Origin of the sequence: Actinomadura sp. NPDC048021 (assembly GCF_040653135.1) — a bacterium.
Classification (GTDB): Bacteria; Actinomycetota; Actinomycetes; order Streptosporangiales; family Streptosporangiaceae; genus Spirillospora; species Spirillospora verrucosospora.
Window position 1 is genome coordinate 1 of sequence record NZ_JBEZJQ010000052.1, and the last position, 21,148, is coordinate 21,148.

Annotated in this window: 22 protein-coding genes; 12 read left to right on the forward strand and 10 right to left on the reverse strand. The window is 76.8% G+C overall.

Annotation, left to right across the window (positions count from 1 at the left end):
- The 6 genes from AB0C87_RS42475 to AB0C87_RS42500 all read left to right on the forward strand — a co-directional run.
- Positions 1-1,350 (forward strand): histidine kinase (locus tag AB0C87_RS42475; RefSeq protein WP_360582233.1); only part of this gene is annotated, 1,350 nt, incomplete at its 5' end.
- Positions 1,347-2,012 (forward strand): response regulator transcription factor, encoded by a 666-nt coding sequence (locus AB0C87_RS42480; protein ID WP_360361548.1) that lies wholly within the window; start codon positions 1,347-1,349, stop codon positions 2,010-2,012. The genes AB0C87_RS42475 and AB0C87_RS42480, both read left to right, overlap by 4 nt.
- 89 nt (positions 2,013-2,101) lie before the next feature.
- A complete protein-coding gene (locus tag AB0C87_RS42485; RefSeq protein WP_353835910.1) occupies positions 2,102-2,809 on the forward strand; it encodes a sigma-70 family RNA polymerase sigma factor in 708 nt (235 codons plus the stop codon).
- Complete coding sequence (locus AB0C87_RS42490) at positions 2,806-3,585, forward strand: methylated-DNA--[protein]-cysteine S-methyltransferase (RefSeq protein WP_345187249.1); 780 nt, start codon at positions 2,806-2,808, stop codon at positions 3,583-3,585. Before AB0C87_RS42485 ends, AB0C87_RS42490 begins: the two co-directional genes overlap by 4 nt.
- Before the next feature lie 141 nt (positions 3,586-3,726).
- Positions 3,727-4,803, forward strand: a complete 1,077-nt coding sequence (locus AB0C87_RS42495) for an NAD-dependent epimerase/dehydratase family protein (RefSeq protein WP_360582236.1) — start codon at positions 3,727-3,729, stop codon at positions 4,801-4,803.
- 121 nt (positions 4,804-4,924) lie between these two features.
- Positions 4,925-5,176 (forward strand): hypothetical protein, encoded by a 252-nt coding sequence (locus AB0C87_RS42500; protein WP_345187244.1) that lies wholly within the window; start codon positions 4,925-4,927, stop codon positions 5,174-5,176.
- 48 nt (positions 5,177-5,224) lie between these two features.
- Here the strand turns inward: AB0C87_RS42500 and AB0C87_RS42505 are convergent, their stop codons facing one another.
- From AB0C87_RS42505 to AB0C87_RS42520, 4 genes are all read right to left on the reverse strand, one after another.
- Positions 5,225-5,518 carry a CDGSH iron-sulfur domain-containing protein gene (locus tag AB0C87_RS42505; RefSeq protein WP_353835324.1) on the reverse strand — a complete coding sequence of 98 codons (294 nt, stop codon included), beginning with the start codon at positions 5,516-5,518 and terminating at the stop codon, positions 5,225-5,227.
- Positions 5,493-6,194 carry a HemK2/MTQ2 family protein methyltransferase gene (locus tag AB0C87_RS42510; protein WP_360582238.1) on the reverse strand — a complete coding sequence of 234 codons (702 nt, stop codon included), beginning with the start codon at positions 6,192-6,194 and terminating at the stop codon, positions 5,493-5,495. Before AB0C87_RS42510 ends, AB0C87_RS42505 begins: the two co-directional genes overlap by 26 nt.
- 14 nt (positions 6,195-6,208) lie before the next feature.
- The gene (locus tag AB0C87_RS42515; RefSeq protein WP_360582240.1) at positions 6,209-7,327 is read right to left on the reverse strand and encodes an iron-containing redox enzyme family protein; all 1,119 of its coding nucleotides are present in this window, start codon (positions 7,325-7,327) and stop codon (positions 6,209-6,211) included.
- Positions 7,328-7,514: 187 nt separating this feature from the next.
- Positions 7,515-8,807 (reverse strand): glutamate--cysteine ligase, encoded by a 1,293-nt coding sequence (locus AB0C87_RS42520; RefSeq protein WP_360582242.1) that lies wholly within the window; start codon positions 8,805-8,807, stop codon positions 7,515-7,517.
- A 180-nt stretch (positions 8,808-8,987) separates the two neighbouring features.
- Between AB0C87_RS42520 and AB0C87_RS42525 the strand changes: the two genes are divergently transcribed.
- The gene (locus AB0C87_RS42525) at positions 8,988-9,593 is read left to right on the forward strand and encodes an isochorismatase family protein (protein ID WP_360582244.1); all 606 of its coding nucleotides are present in this window, start codon (positions 8,988-8,990) and stop codon (positions 9,591-9,593) included.
- Positions 9,590-10,549 carry a DJ-1/PfpI family protein gene (locus tag AB0C87_RS42530; RefSeq protein ID WP_360582246.1) on the forward strand — a complete coding sequence of 320 codons (960 nt, stop codon included), beginning with the start codon at positions 9,590-9,592 and terminating at the stop codon, positions 10,547-10,549. The genes AB0C87_RS42525 and AB0C87_RS42530 overlap by 4 nt, the downstream gene beginning before the upstream one ends.
- 36 nt (positions 10,550-10,585) lie before the next feature.
- Here AB0C87_RS42530 and AB0C87_RS42535 read toward each other — a convergent pair whose 3' ends face one another.
- On the reverse strand, positions 10,586-11,362 hold the full coding sequence (locus tag AB0C87_RS42535) for a sulfite exporter TauE/SafE family protein (RefSeq protein WP_360582248.1): 777 nt from the start codon (positions 11,360-11,362) through the stop codon (positions 10,586-10,588).
- Between the two features lie 173 nt (positions 11,363-11,535).
- On the opposite strand from AB0C87_RS42535, the gene AB0C87_RS42540 reads away from it, so the two are divergent.
- Positions 11,536-12,327, forward strand: coding sequence for an alpha/beta hydrolase (locus AB0C87_RS42540; RefSeq protein ID WP_360357206.1), 792 nt, complete (start codon positions 11,536-11,538; stop codon positions 12,325-12,327).
- Positions 12,328-12,342: 15 nt separating this feature from the next.
- On the opposite strand, the gene AB0C87_RS42545 is transcribed toward AB0C87_RS42540, so the two are convergent.
- Entirely contained in the window at positions 12,343-12,966 is a 624-nt protein-coding gene (locus AB0C87_RS42545; RefSeq protein WP_345187225.1) for a YigZ family protein, read from the reverse strand.
- Between the two features lie 57 nt (positions 12,967-13,023).
- Complete coding sequence (locus AB0C87_RS42550; protein WP_345187223.1) at positions 13,024-13,803, reverse strand: HAD-IIA family hydrolase; 780 nt, start codon at positions 13,801-13,803, stop codon at positions 13,024-13,026.
- A gap of 185 nt (positions 13,804-13,988) precedes the next feature.
- On the opposite strand from AB0C87_RS42550, the gene AB0C87_RS42555 reads away from it, so the two are divergent.
- On the forward strand, positions 13,989-15,749 hold the full coding sequence (locus AB0C87_RS42555; protein WP_360582250.1) for a class I adenylate-forming enzyme family protein: 1,761 nt from the start codon (positions 13,989-13,991) through the stop codon (positions 15,747-15,749).
- A gap of 4 nt (positions 15,750-15,753) precedes the next feature.
- Positions 15,754-16,176 (forward strand): RidA family protein, encoded by a 423-nt coding sequence (locus tag AB0C87_RS42560; RefSeq protein ID WP_345187215.1) that lies wholly within the window; start codon positions 15,754-15,756, stop codon positions 16,174-16,176.
- Positions 16,177-16,258: 82 nt separating this feature from the next.
- Here AB0C87_RS42560 and AB0C87_RS42565 read toward each other — a convergent pair whose 3' ends face one another.
- The 3 genes from AB0C87_RS42565 to AB0C87_RS42575 form a co-directional block, all read right to left on the reverse strand.
- Complete coding sequence (locus tag AB0C87_RS42565; RefSeq protein WP_345187213.1) at positions 16,259-16,834, reverse strand: TerD family protein; 576 nt, start codon at positions 16,832-16,834, stop codon at positions 16,259-16,261.
- A gap of 142 nt (positions 16,835-16,976) precedes the next feature.
- Positions 16,977-18,785: an acyl-CoA dehydrogenase gene (locus tag AB0C87_RS42570; RefSeq protein ID WP_360582253.1), complete on the reverse strand. Its 1,809-nt coding sequence runs from the start codon at positions 18,783-18,785 to the stop codon at positions 16,977-16,979.
- Positions 18,782-19,813: an acyltransferase domain-containing protein gene (locus AB0C87_RS42575; RefSeq protein ID WP_353835938.1), complete on the reverse strand. Its 1,032-nt coding sequence runs from the start codon at positions 19,811-19,813 to the stop codon at positions 18,782-18,784. Before AB0C87_RS42575 ends, AB0C87_RS42570 begins: the two co-directional genes overlap by 4 nt.
- Before the next feature lie 151 nt (positions 19,814-19,964).
- On the opposite strand from AB0C87_RS42575, the gene AB0C87_RS42580 reads away from it, so the two are divergent.
- The gene (locus tag AB0C87_RS42580) at positions 19,965-21,023 is read left to right on the forward strand and encodes a beta-ketoacyl-ACP synthase 3 (RefSeq protein ID WP_345187206.1); all 1,059 of its coding nucleotides are present in this window, start codon (positions 19,965-19,967) and stop codon (positions 21,021-21,023) included.
- Positions 21,024-21,148: the final 125 nt, after the last annotated feature.

Sequence of the window (21,148 nt, forward strand, 5' to 3'; positions counted from 1 at the left end):
GCGGTGGCCGGGGTCCCCGGCAGGATCGCGGGCCGGGCGCCGGGCGGGCCGTGGTGGCCGCGCGGGCGGGCGGCCGACGCCCTGCTGGCGGCGGCGGTCCTGGTGGCGTCGGTCGCGATGAGCGAGGCGGCGGTCAAGCCCGGGGACCGGCCGCTGTGGCCGGGCGGGCTGGCGCTGATCGCCGCGGCGTCGGCGGCGCTGGCGTGGCGGCGCAGCCACCCGGCGGCGGTCCTGGTGGTCGCCGTGGCGGTGCCGCCGCTGTACTACCCGCTGGGGTACCCGGACGGGCCCGTGGCGGTCGTGCTGTGGCTGGCGCTGTTCAACGCGGCCGTGGAGTGCCGGCTGGCGGTGTCGCTGGGCGCGGTCATCGTCGTCAACGCCGGTTTCCTGGCGGCGGCGTCGGTGCGCGGAAAGGGCGACGACCCCGACGCGGTGACCGACGCCCGCGGCGTGGCGTCGCTGTCGCTGGGACTGCTGATCACGGTGGCGATCGGGCAGTACGTGCGCGGCCGCCGCGCCCTGGCCGAGGCCGCCGAGCGGCGCGCCGCCGCGGCCGAGCGCGACCGCGAGGCCGAGGCGCGGCGCCGCGCGGTCGCCGAGCGGCTGCGCATCGCCCGCGAGCTGCACGACGTGCTCGCCCACCAGATCTCGCTGATCAACGTGCAGGCGGGGGCGGCGCTGCACCGCCGCGACGACCCGGGCCGCGCCTACACGGCGCTGGAGGCGATCAAGGCGGCGAGCAAGGACACCCTGCGGGAGCTGCGCGGGATCCTGGGCGTGCTGCGGCAGGTCGACGCCGAGGACGGCGCGCCCGGCGCGCCGGAGCGGCCGGTGGCGCCGCCGCCGTCGCTGGCGCGGGTCGGGGAGCTGCTGGACCAGACCGCCGCGGCCGGGCTGGCGGTCCGCCGCGCCGGCGACCTGCCCGAGCCCGGTGAGCCGGGGACGGCGGCGCTGGGGGACCTTCCGGCCCCGGTCGGGCTGGCCGGGTACCGCATCGTGCAGGAGGCGCTGACCAACGCCGTCCGGCACTCGGGGGCCGCCGCGGTCACGGTCGAGGTGCGGGTGTTCCCCGGCGAGGTGGTCGTGCGGGTGGACGACGACGGCCCAGGCCCGCCCGCTCCCCCGCACGCGGAGGGTGCGGAGCTTGGTGCGGGCGGCAACGGGGTTCGGGGCATGCGCGAACGGGCCGCCTCGGTCGGCGGGGAGCTGGCCGCCGGGCCCGGCCCGGCGGGCGGGTTCCGGGTGTGGGCGCGGCTGCCGCTGGACGCCGCCGGACCGGCCGCCCCGCGCGAGAAGGACACGAAGGACGATATGAGCGGGCTGGGCGAGACAACAGAGGAGAACGCGTGATCCGGGTGATGCTGGCCGACGACCAGACGCTGGTCAGGGCGGGGTTCCGGTCGATCCTGGAGGGCGAGGACGACATCGAGATCGTCGCCGAGGCCGGCGACGGGGAGCAGGCCGTCGCGCGGGCCCGCGAGCTGCGGCCCGACGTGGTGCTGATGGACATCCGCATGCCCGTCCTGGACGGGCTGGAGGCCACCCGGCGCATCATCGCCGACCCCCGCCTCGCCGACGTCCGCGTGGTGATCTTGACGACGTTCGACCTGGACGACTACGTCTACGGCGCGATCAAGGCCGGGGCCAGCGGGTTCCTGGTCAAGGACACCGAGCCGACCGAGCTGATCCACGGGGTGCGGGTGGTGGCGCGCGGCGACGCGCTGCTGGCGCCCACGGTGACGCGCCGGCTCATCGCCGAGTTCGCCTCCCGGATCACCGCGCCGCCGCCCGCCGCCGAGCTCAACGCGCTGACCGAGCGGGAGAGCGAGGTGCTGCGGCTGGTCGCGGCGGGCCTGTCAAACGAGGAGATCGCCGGGCGGCTGGTGCTGTCGCCCGCCACGGCCAAGACCCACGTCAGCCGTATCCTGGCCAAACTCGGCGCCCGCGACCGCGCCCAGTTGGTGGTGCTGGCCTACGAGACGGGAATGATCCGTCCCGGCTGGCTCGGCTGACCACCCGCCCGGCCCCATCTCACGGCCCGGTCTCGCGGACCCGCTCCGAGGGACCGCAACCGGGCCGGTCACGGCGGTGTTGAACGGATGTGACGGTTACGGACGAAGCTCTCACCCGCGCCCCCGACGCCGCCGCGGGCGGTGGGGACGCCCCGGCAGGCGACACCGCCGGGGCTCGGGTCGCCGCCGCCCTGGCCCGCGACCTCGACGAGGGGTTCGCCGACCTGTACGAGGCCTACCGGGGCGCGGTGTTCTCCACCGCGCTGCGGCTGTGCGGGCGGTGGGCCGAGGCCGAGGATTTGTCCGCCGAGGCGTTCCTGCGCGCCTACCGCGCGCTGGCCGGCTACGAGCCGGCGCGCGTCGCCGGGCTGCGGCCGCGGGCCTGGCTGCTGACGATCCTGACCAACGTGTGGCGCAACAGCCTGCGCACGGCCGCGCGGCGCCCGCCGCCGGGCCCCATCGAGGACGCCCCCGACCCGCCCGACCCGGGCGAGGGCGTCGAGGACGCCGCCGCCCGCCACGAGACCGGCCGCGAGCTGGCCGGCCTGCTGGCCCGGCTCCCCCACCAGCAGCGCGCCGCGGTCGTGCTGCGGCACGTCACCGACCTGCCCGTCGCTGAGATCGCCGCCGTCCTGGACCTGCCCGAGGGCACCGTGAAGTCCCACATCTCCCGCGGCCTGGCCCGCCTGCGCGCCCTGCGCGCCGAACCCGGCGCCACCGGATCCGGCGTCACGGGGCCGGGAACCACCGGGCCGGGCACCGCACCCGACCCCGAGCAGAAAGGGGGCACCCGATGAACCGCACCGACCCCGCCGGCGGCACGCCCGACCCGCTGGCCGGTGAACTGGCGGGCCTGGCCGCCGACGCGCCCCCGGCCCTGCTGGACCGCATCGCCGCCCGCCGCGTCCACGTCCCCGGCCCCCTGGAGGGCCTGCAGGTCGCCTTCACCGACCAGGGCGTCGCCTACTTGCGCGCCGGCATGGACGAGCGGGAGTTCGCCGCGGCGTTCCGCGCCCGGTTCGCCCGGCCGCTGCTGCCCGCCGACCGCCCCCCACCCGGGCTGCTGCCCGCGCTGCGCACCGGCCGGCTCGGCACGCTGCGCCTGGACCTGCGCGGCCTCAGCGACTTCGAGGCCGCCGTCCTGCGCGCCGCCGCGCAGATCCCGCGCGGCCAGATCCGCCCCTACGCGTGGGTGGCCCGGCACGCCGGACGGCCCAAGGCCGTCCGCGCCGTCGGGTCGGCGCTGGGCCGCAACCCCGTCCCGCTGCTGATCCCCTGCCACCGCGTGACCCGCTCGGACGGCTCCCTGGGCGACTACGTGTTCGGCGCCGGCGCCAAGGAACGGCTGCTGCGCGCCGAGGACGTCGACGTCGAGGAGGTGACCGGGCTGGCGCGGCGCGGCGTGCGGCTGGTGGGCTCCGACACCACCGGGATCGTGTGCTACCCGACCTGCGCGGACGCGCGCCGGATCACCCCCGGGCACCGGCGCGGGTTCCGGGACCTGGCCGCCGCGCGCGCCGCGGGGTACCGGCCGTGCCTGCACTGCCGCCCGGGCGAGGCCCTCCCCGCCTGACCCGGCCCCGCCGGCCGCGGGCCCCGGGCGCGGGCCCGGGGCCGGCGGCGCGGCGGGCATACATCGGCGCGGGACGGGAATGGGGCCGTCCACCTGCGGGGACGATCCCGCGGGCGAACCGCCGACGAGGGGGAGATCGCCATGCGCGTCGTCGTCACCGGCGCCACGGGCAACATCGGGACCAGCACCGTCCGCGCGCTCGCCGAGGACCCGGCCGTCACCGAGATCACCGGACTGGCCCGCCGCGACCCCGGCCCCGGGGCCGCCCGCGAGGCCGACCCCGCCGGGACCGGCAAGCTGCGCTGGGCCGAGGCCGACGTCACCGACACCGACCTGGTCCCCCTGATGCGCGGCGCCGACGTCGTCATCCATCTGGCCTGGCTGTTCCAGCCCACCCACCGGCCCGCGGTGACCTGGGACGCCAACGCCGTCGGCAGCGCCCGGGTGTTCGACGCCGCCGCCCGCGCGGGCGTGCCCGCGCTGGTGTACTCCTCCTCGGTCGGGGCCTACTCCCCCGGCCCCAAGGACCGCGCGGTCGACGAGTCCTGGCCCACCCACGGGTGGCCCGAGGCCGCCTACAGCCGCGAGAAGGCCTACGTCGAACGGCTCCTGGACGCCTTCGAGACCGCCAACCCCGACTGCCGCGTCGTGCGGCTGCGGCCCGGGTTCGTCTTCGAACGGCAGAGCGCCAGCGAGCAGCGCCGCCTGTTCGCCGGGCCGCTGCTGCCCGGCCGCCTGGCCCGCCCCGACCTCATCCCGGTCGTGCCGGACCTGCCCGGCCTGCGGCTGCAGGTCCTGCACTCCGCCGACGCCGGGCAGGCGTTCCGGCTCGCCGCCACCGGCGAGGCCCGCGGCGCCTTCAACCTCGCCGCCGAACCCGCCCTGGACGCCGCCGAGCTCGCCGACCTGCTCGGCGCCCGGATCGTGCGGCTGCCCGCGCGGGGCGTGCGGGCCGCGCTCGCCGCCGCCTGGAACCTGCACCTGGTGCCCGCCTCCCCCGCACTGCTCGACCTGGCCCTGCAGATCCCGCTCATGGACACCGCCCGGGCCCGCGACGAGCTCGGCTGGACGCCCCGCCACAGCGCCCGCGAGGCGATCACCGAGTTCCTGGAAGGGCTGCGCACCGGCGCCGGCCGCGACACCCCGCCACTGGCCCACGACACCGGCGGGCGGCTGCGCGGACGCGAGTTCGCCACCGGAGTCGGCCGCAAGCCCTGACCGCACCCACGCCGACTCCGCCACCACGCACCAGACGGCCACCACCCACCACGACCGGCGGCGCGGTCCGGCCCCACGGCCCGGCCCCGCTCCGCCGCCCAACCGATCCGGAGGTCACCCGATGCCGACGATCACAAGCGAGCACCTGCACACCCTGCTGGCCTCCACCGACCGCGGCGCCGCGCTCGTCGTCGTCGGCGGCCGCGCCGCCGTCGTCCCGGCCGACCCGAGCCGCGGCGACGGCCCCGAGGACGCCATGGTGATCACCACCCGGGACGCCGTCATCGCCGAACTCGACACCGGCGCCAACGAGGAGCAGATCGAGGCCCTCGCCCAGCGGCTGGACACCGCCCTGGACAGCCTCGGCGGCTGACCCCCACCCGGCAGCAACGTCGCGGCGGGGGCCGGCCGCCGTCCGGGATCAGTCGCGGCTGCGCCGGCGATGGCTGGTGTCGCAGAACGGGTACGCGCGGCTGCGGCGGCACGCGCACAGCGCCACCAGCCACCGGTCCGACACCGCCGTCGACCCGTCCTCCATCACGATCTCCACCGGGCCCTCCACCAGCACGGGGCCGCCCGGCACCATCCGCACCCGCCGCCGCTCCCGGCCGCCCGGCGTCGCTCCGTCCGGGCCTTCGGCACCATTCGCGGGCACCGGCCGCGACTCCGGCCGGGTCTCGGGCCGAGTCTCAGGCCGCCCGCTGGTCGCGCTCATCGGCCGCCTCCTCCTCCATCCGGTCCGCGCGCACCACCACCAGGTCCTCGTGCCGCTGCCCCTCCACCAGCAGGCCGCGCGCCCGCAGCCCGTCCGCGCGGCGCCGCATCACCGGCCCGAACGGCTCGCGGTGCCGCGCCACCACCGACGCCCGCATCCCCGCGCGGCGCAGCCCCACCAGCGTGGCCGCCACCCCGTTCAGCGCCGAGTGCACCACCAGCAGCGTCCCCGACGGCGACAGATGCCGGGGGGCCTGCGCGCAGATCCGGTCCAGCAGAATCCGGCCGTCCGGGCCCGCCTCCCACGCCCGCGCCCGGCCCCGCACCGACGCCGGGTCGACCTCCCCGGCCACGTACGGGGGGTTCGCGACGATCACGTCGAACTCCTGCCCGGCGACCGGCGCGAACATGTCCCCGCGCAGCACCCGCACCGGCAGCCCCCGCATCCGCGCGTTCACCCGCGCCGCCAGCACCGCCTGCGACGAGGCGTCCACCGCGACGACCTCGCAGCCCGCCCGCGCAGCGGCCAGCGCCACCGCGCCGGTCCCCGTGCCGAGCTCCAGGACCCGTGCCCCCGGCGGCGCCCCCGCCCGCGACAGCGACCTCAGCAGCGCCCGCGTCAGCAGCGAGGTGTCGGCCTGCGGCCGGTACACGCCCGGCGGCCTGAAAAGCATCATCCCGCCCCTCCCCTTCACCCGGCCGCCGGCGCGGCCGCCGGCACGTCACTCACCACACCGGCCCCGGCGCCGGGGCCCGCATCGCCCACCGCATCGCCCACCGTGTCGGCGAGCGGGCGCCGCAGCGCCGAACGGCCCGCCCGCCAGCTCCCCAGCAGATGGCCGCCCAACCGGTCCTCCAGCAGGCCCGTCGCGCGCACGCCCAGCACCACGTCCCCGGCCAGGCCCGGCTCGGCCTCCAGCAGCCCGCCGATCACCTCGTGGCGCAGCACCTGCTCGTGGACGGCGTCGGCCTCGATGTGCTCGGTGTGGAACAGCAGGGCGCGCGGACCGGCGCCCAGCCGCTCCAGCGCCCGCGCCATCCGCCGCGCCGACGGCGCCGTGGTGATCTCCGCCGCCGCGAAATGCCCCACCAGCGCGGCCCGCAGCGACCGGTGCAGCCCGAACAGCGACATCATGTTCACCGTCGCCAGCATCTCCGCGGGCGCCGCGTCCACGTACGCGCCGTAGGACGGGTCCAGCCCCAGGTCGTCCAGCAGATCGGCGTACAGGCCCTGGTGCGTCATCCGCGCGCGGCCGCCGCCGAACTCGTCGTTCTCCACCGCCGCCAGCGCCGCCTTGGCCCGCCCCCGCAGCCGCGGGATCACCCACGCGTGCGGATCGGCCTCCTTCAGGTGGTACACCGACCGCAGCGCCGCGTACTCGCGCATCTGCCCCCAGGTGCCCTCGTCGCGCAGATGGTGGGACACGCCGCGCGCGTCCACCGGCTCCACCAGGAGCTCCTCAAGCGCCCCCTGCACGTCCCCGGCCGCTTCCGGGCCGGCAGCCTGCCACACGTCGCGGCGCAGCGCCGCCAGGAACACCGCCTCCATCGCCCCGCGCAGCCGCAGCAGCCCCGGATCCCACTCCCAGTCCGGGTCCACGCCCGCGAACCCCTGGTAGTGCAGCTCGTAGCAGGTGTGCAGCGCCAGCTGCAGATCCTCCCCGTAGGGGTCGCAGGACCGCGCCTCGGCGACCAGCCCGCCGATCCCGCACGGCCCAGGCGGGTCGTCGCGAAGCGGGCTCGGGGGCGGGCCCGAGGCCAGGACGTCCGCCACGGCCCGCGACAGCGGCCCGCGCGGCTCCGGCAGCACCGGGGCCCGGTCCGCGCGCGCCCGGACGGAACCGAGCGAACCCCCGAATCCGAAGCCGGACGCAGGGCCCGACCCGGGAGCCGATGCAGGGCCTGACGCGGGGGCCTGCCCGCGTCCGGTCCCCGGGCGGGGCTCGGGACCGCGAGAGGGCGGTCGGTCCTGGTGAACGGTCATGTGTCCTCCGTCGTCAAGGGGCGTCCGGCTCCGGTACCCGCTCACCCGCGTCCCATACGCCCGGTTTCTCCCCAGGAGTCTCGTCGGGCGGCTCCCCCGCCCCCTCGGCGGGCCCGCCCGCCACGTCCGGCCCTGCGTCCGAGCCGGCACCGAGGCCGGCGTCCAGGCCGGTGTCCAGGTCGCCGGACTCGGTCTGGCGGACCAGCATGTCCACCACCGCGCGCGGCCCGCCCCGCCGGGCCGCCCGGCGCTGCCGGTCCGCTCCCGTCCCCGCGCGGCGCACGCCCTCCACCAGCCTGGACACCGCGTCCAAGTCGCCGGCCTCCTCCAGCGCCGGGGCCGCGCGGGCGACGAGTCCGTCCAGCAGCCGCCGCACCGGGACGGCACGGTGCGACACCGGGTCCACCATCGCGCCGTCCAGACCGTGCCGGGCCGCGTTCCACAGCGCCGCCGCGCACACCTGCCCGTCCACCCGCGGCGCCTCGCGGCCCGCCGCCAGATCCGCCAGCGCGGCGGCCACCAGGCCCCGCACCAGCGCGGCCTGCAGCACCGCCTCGTCCGCCGTCGCCGCCGCGTCCCCCGCCCGCACCTCCACCGTCGGCCACCGCGGCGACGGCCGCGCCAGCCAGAACGTCATCGCCCCGTCCACCAGCGCGCCCGACTCCACCAGCGCCGCGACCCGCGCGTCGTAGTCGGCCGCCGACGCCGACCACGGCGGCACGCCCGCCCCCGGGAACCGCGCCATCTCCATCATCCGGCGCGCCGCGTAGCGGGTGGGGCGCCCGCGGTCGAACGGCGAGTTGGCCGCCAGCGCCACCAGCACCGGCAGCCACGGCCGCAGATGGTTCACCACCGCCACCGCCGCCTCCCGGTCCGGGACGCCGACGTGCACATGGCAGCCGCACGCCTGGTAGTCCTCGACCACGTCGCCGTAGGCGGACACGATCGCGGCGAACCGCTCGCCCCGCGCCGCCGGCGGCGGGCGGCCGCCCAGCACCGGCGTCCCCGCCGCCACCAGCAGCGCGCCGCGCTCCCGCGCCGCCTCCGCCAGCCGCGCCCGCCCGTACCGCAGCTGCGCGCGCAGGCCCGCCAGGTCGTGGCACACCCCCGTGACCGCCTCCACCTGCGACCCCAGCAACTCGGTGTGGAACGACCCACCCGAGGCCCGCCACCGGTGCGGCCCGGCCCTTTCCAGGACGTCCTCGGCGTGCCCGACGCACTCCCCCGACCCCGGGTCCACCAGCAGGAACTCCTCCTCCACCCCGAGACTGACCCCCGGCGCGTGCCCCCCGACGCCTCCGCCCATGCCGAGTCCCCCTCACTCGTACAGACCCCCTCACCTCGGGGGATTCCCGCCCAGAACGTCCCCTCCCTCCCCCGCCCGAGATCCTTTACGCCGCCGCCGTCCGCCGTGCTGACCGGATCGTTCCGCTTCCCGTCGCGATGACGCCTGTCGGGCGCCGCCGCGCCCGGCCAGGATCGACCCATGAACCGAGCGCTCCTCGTCATCGACGTCCAAGAGTCCTTCCGCCGCCGCCCCAACTGGGCGGCGGTCTCGGCGCCCGACATCGCCGCCCGCGCCGCGCGCCTGGCCGCCGCCGCCCGCGCCGCGGGCGACCTGGTCGTGTGGATCCTGCACGCCGAACCCGGCACCGGGAACCCCTTCGACCCCGCGCTCGGCCACGTGCGCCTCATGGACGGCCTGGCGCCCGAGCCCGGCGAGCCCGTCATGACCAAGACCTCCCGCAACGCCTTCACCACCACCGGCCTGCAGCAGCTGCTCACCGAACGCGGCGTCGGCGAGGTCACCGTCTGCGGCATCCAGACCGAGCAGTGCTGCGAGACCACCGCACGCCTGGCCGCCGACCTCGGCTACCGCGTCGCCTTCGTCACCGACGCCACCGCCACCTTCCCCATCGAGCACCGCGACGCCCCGCCCGGCCGCCCCCTGGCCGAGATCCTCGCCGACCCCGCCACCCTGCCCACCGACCAGATCATCGCCCGCACCGAGTACGCCCTGGCCGGACGGTTCGCCGCGATCGCCTCGCTCGACGACCTCGCACCCGCCCCCGGTAGGCTGACCGGATCGTGACCCGCGTCGTCTTCCTGCTCGTCCCCGGCCTGCACCTGCTCGACCTGGCCGGGCCCGCCCAGGTGTTCGGCACCGCCGCCGACGCCGGCCTGCCCTACCGGCTCGCCTACGTCGCCGACCGCACCGCCCCCGGGGACGAGCCGGAGACCGCGCCCCCCTCCGCCGCCGCGCCCGCGACCGTGCCCACCGCGCAGGGCGTCGCCCTCCAGGCCCCCACCGCATGGCCCGACCTCACCGCGGCCGACATCGTCCTGGTCCCCGGATGGCGCTGGGGCGACGGCGAACCCCACGCCCCGCCCGTCTCCGCCCGCGCCGCCCGCCGCCTGGCCGCCCACCACGCCGCGGGCGGCACCGTCGCCAGCGTCTGCGCCGGAGCCTTCGCCCTCGCCCACGCCGGACTGCTGGACGGGCGCCGCTGCACCACCCACCACGAGCTCCAGGACGCCCTGGCCCGCCGCCACCCGCGCGCCACCGTCGTGCGCGACGTGCTGTACGTCACCGACGGCCGCGTCGTCACCTCCGCCGGCATCGCCTCCGGCATCGACCTCGCCCTGCACCTGGTCGCCTCCCGGCACGGCCCCGGCGCCGCCGCCCGCACCGCCCGCGCCATGGTCGTGTACGCGCGCCGCAACGGCGACGAACCCCAGGCCAGCGCCCTGCTGCGGCACCGCGCCCACGTCAGCGACGCCGTCCACCGCGCCCAGGACCACATCGACGCCCACTACGCCGGCCCCCTGCCCCTGCACGTCCTGGCCGCCGAGGCCGGCGTCAGCGAACGCACCCTCACCCGCCGCTTCACCGCCGCCACCGGCCTGACCCCGCTGCGCTACCAGCAGGAACTGCGGCTCGAACGCGCCGAGCACCTCATCGGGCAGGGCGCCACCACCGACGCCGCCGCCCGCGCCGTCGGATTCACCGACGCCCGCATGCTCCGCCGCCTGCGCGCCCGCACCTGACCGGCGCCCGCCCGCCCGCGCCGCCCGCGAGGCGGCTCAGCCGCGCAGCGCCACGTACGGGGCCAGCGCCAGCAGGCTCACCACCAGCGCCCCCTTCAGCGCCCCCGCCGGCACCGCCCGGGCGATCACCCACCCCGCCAGGACCCCCGCCAGCTCCGGGACGCCCACCAGCGCCGCCAGCGGCCAGTCGACCGCGCCCGCCGCGAGGTACCCGACCGTCCCGGCACCGGCGATCACCACCGACTGGGCCTGCGCCGCGGCCAGCGCCGACAGCACCGGCACCCCCAGCGCCACCAGCAGCGGCACGCACAGCATCGGACCCCCGACCCCGAACATCGCGCCCGCCGCCGCCACCCCCGCACCCGCAGCCGCGGTCACCGCCCGCCCCGGACCGTCCGCCGCAGGCCCCCGGCCTCCGGGACGCCGCACCAGCACCAGCACCGCCGTCACCGCCACCAGCGCCCCCAGCAGCACGCCGAACGCCCGGCCCGTCACCAGCCCGTTCAGCAGCACCCCCACCGGCGCCCCGACCACCGCGCCCCCGCACAGCAGCACCGCCGCCCGACGCGCCTCCGGCTCGCGCAGCTGCCCCGACCGCGTGTACACCGCCGTGCCCAGCACGCCCGTCGCGACGTTGGTGACCAGCGCCGTGCCCGCCACCTGCGCCGGTGACAGCGGCGTCAACGCGAACAGCCCCGCGGTGACCAGCACCCCGCCCGGCCCGACCGCCGTGATCCCGATCCCCGCCGCGACCGCCAGCAGCACCAGCCCCACCACCACGCCCGGCCCCAGCCCCGCGACCGCCCCCGTCACTGGCCCTCCCGCCGCCCGGCGCACGGTCCCCCGTCCCGCGGCGGCGGCGCTCCGCGCAACGCCCTGAGCCGGTGTGAGGTACCCATTCTCGACATTGTGCGAGATCCTGCCCGCCGGTCAACGACCACGCGCAGCGGACCGCGCAAAGGCGGCCACCTGGGAAGGAACCCTTCATGGACATCACGCACTCCAAGGACGGCACCCGCATCGCCATCGACCGGACCGGCGAGGGACCCGCCCTGATCCATGTCGGCGGCGCCCTCAACGACCGCGGCTCCGGCGCGGCGCTCGCCGGGCTGCTGGCACCGCACCGCACCGTCCTCACCTACGACCGCCGGGGGCGCGGCGACAGCGGCGACACCCCGCCCTACGCCGTCGAACGCGAGATCGAGGACCTGGCCGCCGTCATCGAGGCCGCCGGCGGGTCCGCCGCGGTGTACGGGATGTCGTCCGGCGCCGTCCTGGCGCTGCGCGCCGCCGCGCACGGCCTGCCCATCACCCGGCTCGCGCTGTTCGAGCCGCCCTTCAACCCCGCCCACGACGACCGCCTCACCCGCGCCCGCGCCTACAACACCGAGCTGACCGGCATGCTCGCCGACGGGCGCCCCGGGGACGCCCTCGCCCTGTTCATGACCGCCGTCGGCATGCCGGAGGACATGGTCCGCCAGATGCGGGGCGCGCCGATGTGGCCCGCGCTGGAGGAGCTCGCGCCCACCCTCGCCTACGACTCGGCGGTCATGGACGACGCCGCCACGGGCGCCGAGCTGCCGCACGACCTGCTCGCGGGCGTCTCCGTCCCGGCCCTGGTGCTGGACGGCGGCGACAGCCCCGCCTGGATGCGCGACATCGCGCGCCGCACCGCCGCGCTCCTGCCCGCCGGGACGCACCGCACCCTGGACGGCCAGACCCACGACGTCGACCCCGCCGCGCTCGCCCCGGCCCTGGAGGAGTTCCTCGCCGCCTGAGCCGCCCGGGCCCGGTCAGGGGACGGGCACCTCGACGTGGCCGGGCGCGCCGCGCCTCGTCCGGGCGCGCCCGGCGGTGACCTCGGCGGCCCACGCCTCGAACGCCTCCAGGTCCGGGACGGGCACCGCCACGTCGGCCTGCACGTCCGTCCCGTAGCGGACGTCGCCGGGCTGGTGGCCGCGGGCGTGCAGGTCGCCCAGGAACCGCCCCGCCAGCGCGTGGTCCACGCCGACGGTGACCGTCACCACCGGGCGCAGCTCCACGACCCCGACGGCGTCCAGGGCGCCGGCGACCGCCTGCCCGTAGGCGCGCGCCAGACCGCCCGCGCCGAGCTTCACTCCGCCGAAGTGGCGGGTGACGACGGCGGCGGTGCCGGTCAGCCCGCGCCGCACCAGCACCTCCAGCATCGGGATCCCCGCCGTCCCGGCCGGCTCGCCGTCGTCGCCGCTCTTGGTGATCTCGCCGCGCTCGCCGACGACGTAGGCGGTGCAGTTGTGGGTGGCGTCGCGGTGCGCGCGCCGGTGCCCGGCGATGAACGCCGTCGCCTCCGCCTCGTCGGCGACGCGGGCGAGCGTGCAGACGAACCGGGACCTGCGAACCTCCAGCTCCGCCGAGCCGCCCTGTCTGATCGTGCGCATGGCGCCTGCGAGTCTACGTTCCCGCCCGGCCGCGCCGCGGCCGGGCGCGGACGCGGGTCAGACCAGCTCGATGAGGTCGGCGATGGACGCCACGACGCGGTGCGGGCGGAACGGGAACCGGGCGATCTCGTCCTTGCGGGTGACGCCCGTCAGCACCAGGATCGTCTCCAGCCCGGCCTCGACACCGGCGACGATGTCGGTGTCCATCCGGTCGCCGATCATCGCGGTGCTCTCGCTGTGCCCGCCGACCACGTTCAGCGCCGTGCGCATCATCAGCGGGTTCGGCTTGCCGACGAAGTAGGGCTCCACGCCCGTCGCCCGGGTGATCATCGCGGCGACGGCGCCGCACGCCGGCAGCGAGCCCTCCGGGGACGGGCCGATCGGGTCGGGGTTGGTCGCCACGAACCGGGCGCCGCCCTCGATCAGCCGGATCGCGCGGGTGATCTGGGAGAAGCTGTAGGTGCGGGTCTCGCCGAGCACCACGTAGTCGGGGTCGATGTCGGTGAGGACGAAGTCCGCCTCGTGCAGCGCCGTCGTCAGGCCCGCCTCCCCGATCACGTAGGCCGACCCCTCGGGCCGCTGGTCGGCCAGGAACCGGGCGGTGGCCAGCGCCGAGGTCCAGATCGCCTCGGGCGGGACGACCAGCCCGGCCGCCGCCAGGCGGGCCGACAGGTCCCGCCGGGTGTAGATCGAGTTGTTGGTCAGGATGAGGAACGGCTTTCCGGACGCCGCCAGGCGGCGGACGAACTCCTCCGCGCCGGGGACGGGACGGCCCTCGTGCACCAGGACGCCGTCCATGTCCGACAACCAGTACTCGATCGGCTTGCGCTCGGTCATGCCCCCATTGTCGCAGGCAGGGATCTTCCTCGGGACCGTCGGCCCGGACCGGTCTCCTCCGGGCCCGCGGCGCCGGGGCGTTGACCTGTGTGTGACGCGGACCATACATTTTCGGACACGGCGCACCGAATCGTGTTCGGCGGACGGGCCGCCCGGCGGTGCGCCCACCCCGCGGGAGGCGCGACGTGCAGAGCCGGGACGTGCAGGACACCGGGCGGCCGCTGGCGGGCGTCGCCGAGGTCAGGGCGGCGATGACGGCGCCGGGGCAGCCGTTCGAGATGGCCGAGACGCGGATCCGCGGCGTGCGGACCCGCGTGTGGAAGAACGCCCCGCCCACCCTGCGCGACGTCCTGGAGATCTCCCGCCTCCACGGCGACAAGGACTTCCTGGTCTACGGGGACGACCGGCTCACCTTCGCCGAGCACCACGCGCGGGCGGCCGCGTTCGCGCGGGCGCTCGCCGACCGGTACGGGATCGCCAAGGGCGACCGGGTCGCGATCGCCATGCGCAACTACCCCGAGTGGTCGGTGGCGTTCTTCGGCGCCGCCGTCGCCGGGGCCGTCGTGGTCCCGCTCAACGCCTGGTGGAGCGCCGCGGAGCTGGAGTACGGGCTGGCCGACAGCGGCGCCAAGGTCCTGGTCGCCGACGCCGAGCGCGCCGAGCGGCTCGCCGGCGTGCTGCCGGACCTGGGCGTGGCGTGCCTGGTCGCGCGCGCGGACGGCGCCCTGCCCCCGGGAGCGGAGGCGTTCGAGGACGCCGCCGGCGTCCCGGGCACCGTGGCGTCCTCCGAAACGTCCCCGCCCGAGGCACCCCTGCCCGACGTTCCTCTCGACCCCGAGGACGAGGCGACGATCTTCTACACCTCCGGCACCACCGGCCGGCCCAAGGGCGCCCTCGGCACGCACCGCAACATCGCCGGCAACCCCGTCAGCCTCGCCTACGGGGTCATGTCGGCGGGCGTGCGCGCCGGCCGCACGGTCGAGGAGCTCGCGGCGCCGCAGCCGCGCGTGACGCTGCTGAGCGTCCCGTTCTTCCACGCCACCGGCTGCCACTCGGTGCTGGTGTCCAGCGCCCTGCAGGGCGGCACGGTGGTGCTGATGTACAAGTGGGACGTCCGCAGGGCGCTGGAGCTGATCGAGCGGGAGCGGGTCACCGGGTTCGGCGGCGTGCCGACGATGGCCTGGCAGGTCCTGACCTCCCCCGACTTCGCCGAGTTCGACACCTCCAGCCTCACCGGCGTCAGCTACGGCGGCGCGCCGGCCGCGCCCGCCCTCGTCGACAAGATCAGGGAGCGGCTGCCCGAGCGGATGCCCGGCAACGGCTACGGCCTCACCGAGACCTCCTCGGTCACCACCTACAACGGCGGCGTGAACTACCTGGAGCGACCCGACAGCGTCGGCCCGCCCGTCGCGGTCTGCGACGTCAAGGTCGTGGGGCCCGCCGGGGAGGAGCTGCCGGCCGGCGAGGTCGGCGAGCTGCTCATCAAGGGGCCCAACGTCATCAAGGGCTACTGGAACAGGCCCGAGGCGACCGCGGCCGCGTTCACGGACGGCTGGTTCCACAGCGGCGACCTGGCCCGCCTGGACGACGACGGGTTCGTCTACATCGTCGACCGCGCCAAGGACATGCTGATCCGCGGCGGGGAGAACATCTACTGCGCCGAGGTCGAGGCCGCCCTCTACGAGCATCCCGCCGTCGCCGACTGCGCCGTGATCGGCGTCCCGCACCAGGTGCTCGGCGAGGAGGTCGGCGCGGTCGTCGTGCCGCGCCCCGGCGCGGCGGTGTCCGAGCGCGACCTGCGGGAGTTCCTGGGCGGGCGGATCGCCGCGTTCAAGGTGCCCGCGCACGTGTGGTTCCGCGAGCAGGGACTGCCCCGCAACCCCGGCGGCAAGATCCTCAAGACGCGGCTGCGCGAGGAGCTGCTCGGCCGCCCCCCGGTATCGTGATCTTGTGAGGAGCGACGAACCCGGCCCCGCCCACCGCCAGATCGACGCGCCGGGCCTGGCGCCCGGGCCCGGATACAGCCACGCCGTGTCCGTCGACGTGCCCGGCCGGCTCGTGGTGATCAGCGGCCAGATCGCGCTGGACTCGGCGGGGAACCTGGTCGGCCCCGGCGACCTGGAGGCCCAGACCCGGCAGGTGTTCGCCAACCTGGAGACCGCGCTCACCGCCGCCGGCGCCCGCTGGGAGCACGTCGTGCGGCTCGGCTACTTCCTGCGCGACGCCGGCGGCGCCCCGGTCGTGCGGGCCGTGCGCGCCGAGTTCGTCCCCGAGGGCGTCGCGCCCGCCGCGTCGCTGGTCGAGGTGTCGCGCCTGGTCCGCGACGACCTGCTGGTGGAGATCGAGGCCCTCGCCGTCGTCCCCGCCGGCTGACGGGCGCGCACGCGGGCGCCGGCCCCGGACGCGCGACGGGGCGCCCCCGGCCATGGGGGCGCCCCGTCCACGTGCGCTGAGGTCAGACGTTCACCCCGAAGTCGGACGCGATGCCCGACAGGCCCGAGGCGTAGCCCTGGCCCACCGCGCGGAACTTCCACTCGGCGCCGTTGCGGTACAGCTCGCCGAACACCATCGCGGTCTCGGTCGAGGCGTCCTCCGACAGGTCGTAGCGCGCGATCTCGCTGTTGTCGGCCTGGTTCACCACGCGGATGAAGGCGTTGCGGACCTGCCCGAAGCTCTGCTGGCGCTTGTCGGCGTCGTAGATCGAGACCGGGAACACGATCTTGGCGATCTCGGCGGGGACGGCGCTCAGGTTCACCTTGATCGCCTCGTCGTCGCCCTCGCCCTCACCGGTGAGGTTGTCGCCGGTGTGCTCGACCGAACCGTCGGGGCTCTTGAGGTTGTTGAAGAACACGAAGTGCTGGTCCGACAGGACCTTGTTCTCCGCCGAGCACAGCAGGGCGCTGGCGTCCAGGTCGAAGTCGGTGCCGGTCGTGGTCCGCACGTCCCACCCCAGACCAACCACGACGGCGGTCAGTCCGGGGGCCTCCTTGGTCAGCGAGACGTTGCCGCCCTTGCTCAGACTGACTCCCACTGTGTCTACCTCCGTATCGGCTGCGGGTGCCACCACCCGCGTGCGGTATGTCTAACGAGAACGGTAGCCACCTTGCGCCGGTTCCCCCGCCTCCTTGGCGAATTCGCGGCGTGGCGTGCCGTTTCTTCCCGGATGTGCCCCTTCAGGCCAGGAACGCGGCGGGCGCGGTGACCGGGGCGGGCAGGTCGAACGCGGCGGCCAGCTCCGCCGCGCGGGGCGCCAGCTCGTCGCAGGCGCGGCGCCGCGCGGCCCCCAGCTCGTCCAGGATCCCCGGCGGGACGACCCCCTCGTTGAGCAGGACGGCGGCGCGGCGTTCCAGCCGGTCCAGCGCGTGCAGGCGCAGGACGGGCCCGAGCGCCCGCGGCCCGGCGCCGGCGGCCGAGGCGAGGATCTCCAGGATGATCCGGTCGGCGCAGGCGGTGGCGGTCCGCTCGGCCAGAGCCAGGTTGCCGTTCCAGGCGGTGAAGGCGTCCTGCCCGTCGCGCAGGGCGGCCTGGACCCGTCCGGCGAGCCGGTCGCGCAGGCGGCGCTCGGCGTCGCGCGCCAGGAACAGCCACACGCGCGGGGAGTCCAGGTCGCCGTCGTCGGGCGGCCCGAGCTCGGGTTCGGGCGGGACGTAGCGGTCGCGGTCGGCCATCGCGCGCGCGGTGTCGTAGAGGATGAGCTGGTTGTCGCCGCCGGCGTTCTGGTAGGCGTGCGTCAGGCCCCGGTAGGCGTTGAGGCGCTCGACGGCCGCGAACCCGGGGGCGCCGCTGTGCACCCGGCACGCCGACACCGTCTCCTGCGCCTGGACGGTCGCGGCGGCCTTCAGAAGCGCCAGGTCCCGGTCGACCGCCGACCACGGCGCCCACGCGGTCGCCGGCCCCCCGGCCTCGCCCGCGTCCCCCGCCTCGGCCGCCGGGTGGTCCGGAGGCCGCGGGGTGGTGACGTGGGCGGCGACGGCGGTGAGGGCGTAGGCGGACGCCAGCGCCCCCAGCACCGCCTCCTGCTGGTTGCGGTAGTCGGTCAGGGGGCGGCGCGGCGCCAGCCGGCCGAGGGTGGAGCGGCCCGCCGAGTGGGCCAGCAGCATCCCGGCGGCCGCCCGGGTGATCGCGGCGGAGGCCGACACGACCGCCCGCCACACCGGCGGGGCGATGCCCATCGAGCGGGTGAGCCGCGCGGCGGCGGGACCGTGCGGGTCGTGGAAGTCCCCGTCGGGCCCGATGGCCGCGCCGTCGCGCAGCCACGCCCCGTAGGGGACGCGGACGTCCTCCAGCAGGACGGCGGCGTAGTCGATCTGCAGCCCGGTCGTCTCGGGCGCCGGGACGATCCGCACGCCGGGCGGGGCGGCACCGCCGGGTCCGCGCAGCGGCACGGCGAACACGAACACGCCGCGCTCCTGGCCGCCGTGGACGAGGGTGGCGTAGACGGCGGCGGTCTTGGGCAGGTCGGGATGGGCGGTGTTGGTGGGGAACTTGGCGGCCTGCGCGTCGGGGGTGCTGAGGACGAACCCGCCCGTGGCGGAGTCGTGGCGGGCGACGGTGCGGGGCGACAGATGGCTGTTGCTGCGTCCCACCTCGGTCATCAGCAGCGTGCCGAACGAGTCCATCGACTCCAGGGACTCGCGCAGCGGCCGCGTCTCCTCCTGCCCGGCGCCGAACCGCAGGACCGGGCCGAGCGCGAGCGTGTAGTGCAGCAGCATCATGTGGAACAGCGGCGGGTCGGCGATCGCGGCGCGCTCCAGCAGCGCGCACAGGGCCGGCGGGTCGGCCAGCAGCTCGCCGGCGGGCGGCGCGGCCAGCCCGGCGCGGCGCAGCCGCTCGTAGGTGAGCGCGTGCCGGTCGGGCGCGGTGAGCCCGCCGGGGACGGTGAAGAACTCCTCGGGGACGGCCTCCTCCAGCCGCGCGCGCGTCTTGGCGTCGAGGGAGGAGCCGTGCACGAACTGCCGCAGGGCGTCGGCGTCGGAGGTCACGAGGGGTCCTTTCGCTCGCCGGAGGGGGTGACGCCGGGGGCGGCCTTGCCGGTCAGGCCGTGGCGGGGGCGGTCGCGCAGCGGCGCCATCGTCCGCGCGTCCGGCAGGGTCAGCCGCGCGCACTGGCACAGCGCGTTGCCCGCGCCGGCCTCGGTGAACACCGTCGCGCCCGCCGCGTGGACGGCGCGCAGGGAGTCCGGCAGCCGGACGGGTTTGACGATGCAGTCGGCCATGGCGCGGTGCAGGTCGTCGTCGTCGCGGTAGGCGCGGCCGCGGACCGGCGAGTGGACCGTCAGCTCCAGGGGCCGCTGCGGGAAGCCGCGGATCATCGCGTACCACTCCTCGTCGGCGCCGGCCATCGCGGGGTGGTGGGACAGGTAGGGCACCGCGAGCCGCACGGCGTTCACGCCCTGGCCGCGCGCGGTGTCCAGGACGGTGTCCAGGGGCCCGTCGGGTCCCGACACGACCGTGACCTGCGGGGCGTTCAGGCACGCGACGACCACCTCCGGCGCGCCGGCGGCGTCGATGCAGGCGCGGGTGCGGTCCTCCCCGGCCTCCAGGAGCCCCATGCCGCCGCCCCCGCCGTGCCGGGCCAGGACGCCGACGGCGGCCACGCCCATGCGGGCGCCGTCGGCGATGGAGAACGCGCCCGCGCACACCAGCGCGGCGATCTCTCCGAAGCTCTGCCCGACCGCGAAGCGGGGGTGGACGCCGTGGGCGCGCAGGGCGCGGTCGACGGCCACGGACGCGGCGTAGCCGGCGAGCTGGGCGACGCCGGGGGTGCGGGCGGCCTCCCGGTAGCCGCCGGGATCGTCCATGAGGATCTTGCGCAGGAGCGGCCAGCCCTTGGGGGGAAGGCCCTCCTGGACGGCGTCCAGGACGTCGGCGACGGCTCGGGCGGCGCCGGCGCCGGTGCGGGCGAGGGCGGGCAGGTCGGGGACCCCGGCGGAGCCGGTGCCGGGGAACAGGAAGGCGCAGACGTCGTCGGGTTCGAGCAGTTCGGCCGGGCGGAATCGGGGTGCGGGCACGCGGGGTCTCCTTACCTGGAAGGAAGGCTGCCTTTTCCTTTTAGCCAACGGCCGCTTAGCTCTCAGTTATGGACCAAAACCCTGAAATGGGATTATTCACTTATGGGATGGGACTGACAACCGCCAGTCCGGTGATGGGAAGAGGCCCCGCATGACCGTGCCCGACGCGCACCGGCCGGACCGGGCGGACCACAGCGGAGCGGCGCGGGACGGCGGGCGGGGGTGGGCCATCCGCGGAACCGGCGCCCACCTGCCCCGCGACGTCGCTCACAGCGCCGACCTGTCCCGCTCGCTCGGCCTGGAACCGGACTGGATCGAGCGCCGCACCGGGATCAGGCGGCGGCACGTCGTCGCCCCAGGCGAGGCCGCCTCCGACCTCGCCGCGGCCGCCGCCCGCCGGGCGCTGGAGGCCGCCGGGCTGGACGCCGCCGACCTCGGCCTGATCGTGCTCGGCACCTCCACGCCCGACGTGATCGCCCCGTCCACCGCCTGCCGCGTGCAGACGATGCTGGGCGCCCGCCGCGCCGCCGCGTTCGACATCTCCGCCGCCTGCACCGGGTTCGTGTTCGGGCTGCAGACCGCGATCGGCTGGCTGGCCACCCAGCGCGGCGCGCCCCCCTACGCCCTGGTCGTCGGCGTCGAGGTGTACTCGCGGTTCCTCAACCCCGGCGACCGCGCCACCGCCGCGCTGTTCGGCGACGGCGCCGCCGCCGTGGTCGTCGGGCCCGCCCCGGCCGGGCACGGCATCGGCCCCATCACCCTCGGATCGGACGGCTCGGGCGCGGACGACGTGCTCATCCCCGCGGGCGGCAGCCGCCTGCCCGCCACCGCCGAGACCCTCGCCGCGCTCGGCCACACCATCCACATGGACGGCCGCGCCGTCCGCGACTTCATCACCGCGATCTTCCCGCGGCTGGTGGCCGAGGCGACCGAGGCCGCCGGGGTCAAGCCCGCCGACCTGGCCCTGGTCATCCCGCACCAGCCCAACCCGCGACTGGTCGCCGCGCTGGCCCCCGACGCCGGGCTGGACCCGGCGCAGCTGGCGATCGTCGGGGACGAGGTCGGCAACATCGGCGCCGCCAGCATCCCCTTCGCCCTCGACCGCGCCGTGCGGACGCACCGGATCGGCCCCGGCGACCTGGTGCTGCTCGCCGGGTTCGGCGCGGGACTGACCTGGGGGCACACGCTCATCACCTGGCCCCCGCCCTGACCCGCGCCCCGGCCGCGGGCAGGCATGACGGTCGAGGGCCCGGGGGGCGCGGCGGGCGGGCGGCCGCGCCCCCCCCCCGCGCGCGCCCCGCCCCCCCCGCACGACGTGGTACTTCACGTCACGTC

Excerpts from the sequence above, each read along its gene's own strand:
- AB0C87_RS42550 (WP_345187223.1), bottom strand. The coding sequence starts at position 13,803 with ATGACCGAGCGCAAGCCGATCGAGTACTGGTTGTCGGACATGGACGGC.
- AB0C87_RS42545 (WP_345187225.1), bottom strand. The coding sequence starts at position 12,966 with ATGCGCACGATCAGACAGGGCGGCTCGGCGGAGCTGGAGGTTCGCAGG.
- AB0C87_RS42505 (WP_353835324.1), bottom strand. The coding sequence starts at position 5,518 with ATGAGCGCGACCAGCGGGCGGCCTGAGACTCGGCCCGAGACCCGGCCG.
- AB0C87_RS42500 (WP_345187244.1), top strand. The coding sequence starts at position 4,925 with ATGCCGACGATCACAAGCGAGCACCTGCACACCCTGCTGGCCTCCACC.
- AB0C87_RS42580 (WP_345187206.1), top strand. The coding sequence starts at position 19,965 with ATGACCGTGCCCGACGCGCACCGGCCGGACCGGGCGGACCACAGCGGA.
- AB0C87_RS42495 (WP_360582236.1), top strand. The coding sequence starts at position 3,727 with ATGCGCGTCGTCGTCACCGGCGCCACGGGCAACATCGGGACCAGCACC.
- AB0C87_RS42540 (WP_360357206.1), top strand. The coding sequence starts at position 11,536 with ATGGACATCACGCACTCCAAGGACGGCACCCGCATCGCCATCGACCGG.
- AB0C87_RS42510 (WP_360582238.1), bottom strand. The coding sequence starts at position 6,194 with ATGATGCTTTTCAGGCCGCCGGGCGTGTACCGGCCGCAGGCCGACACC.
- AB0C87_RS42490 (WP_345187249.1), top strand. The coding sequence starts at position 2,806 with ATGAACCGCACCGACCCCGCCGGCGGCACGCCCGACCCGCTGGCCGGT.
- AB0C87_RS42525 (WP_360582244.1), top strand. The coding sequence starts at position 8,988 with ATGAACCGAGCGCTCCTCGTCATCGACGTCCAAGAGTCCTTCCGCCGC.
- AB0C87_RS42520 (WP_360582242.1), bottom strand. The coding sequence starts at position 8,807 with ATGGGCGGAGGCGTCGGGGGGCACGCGCCGGGGGTCAGTCTCGGGGTG.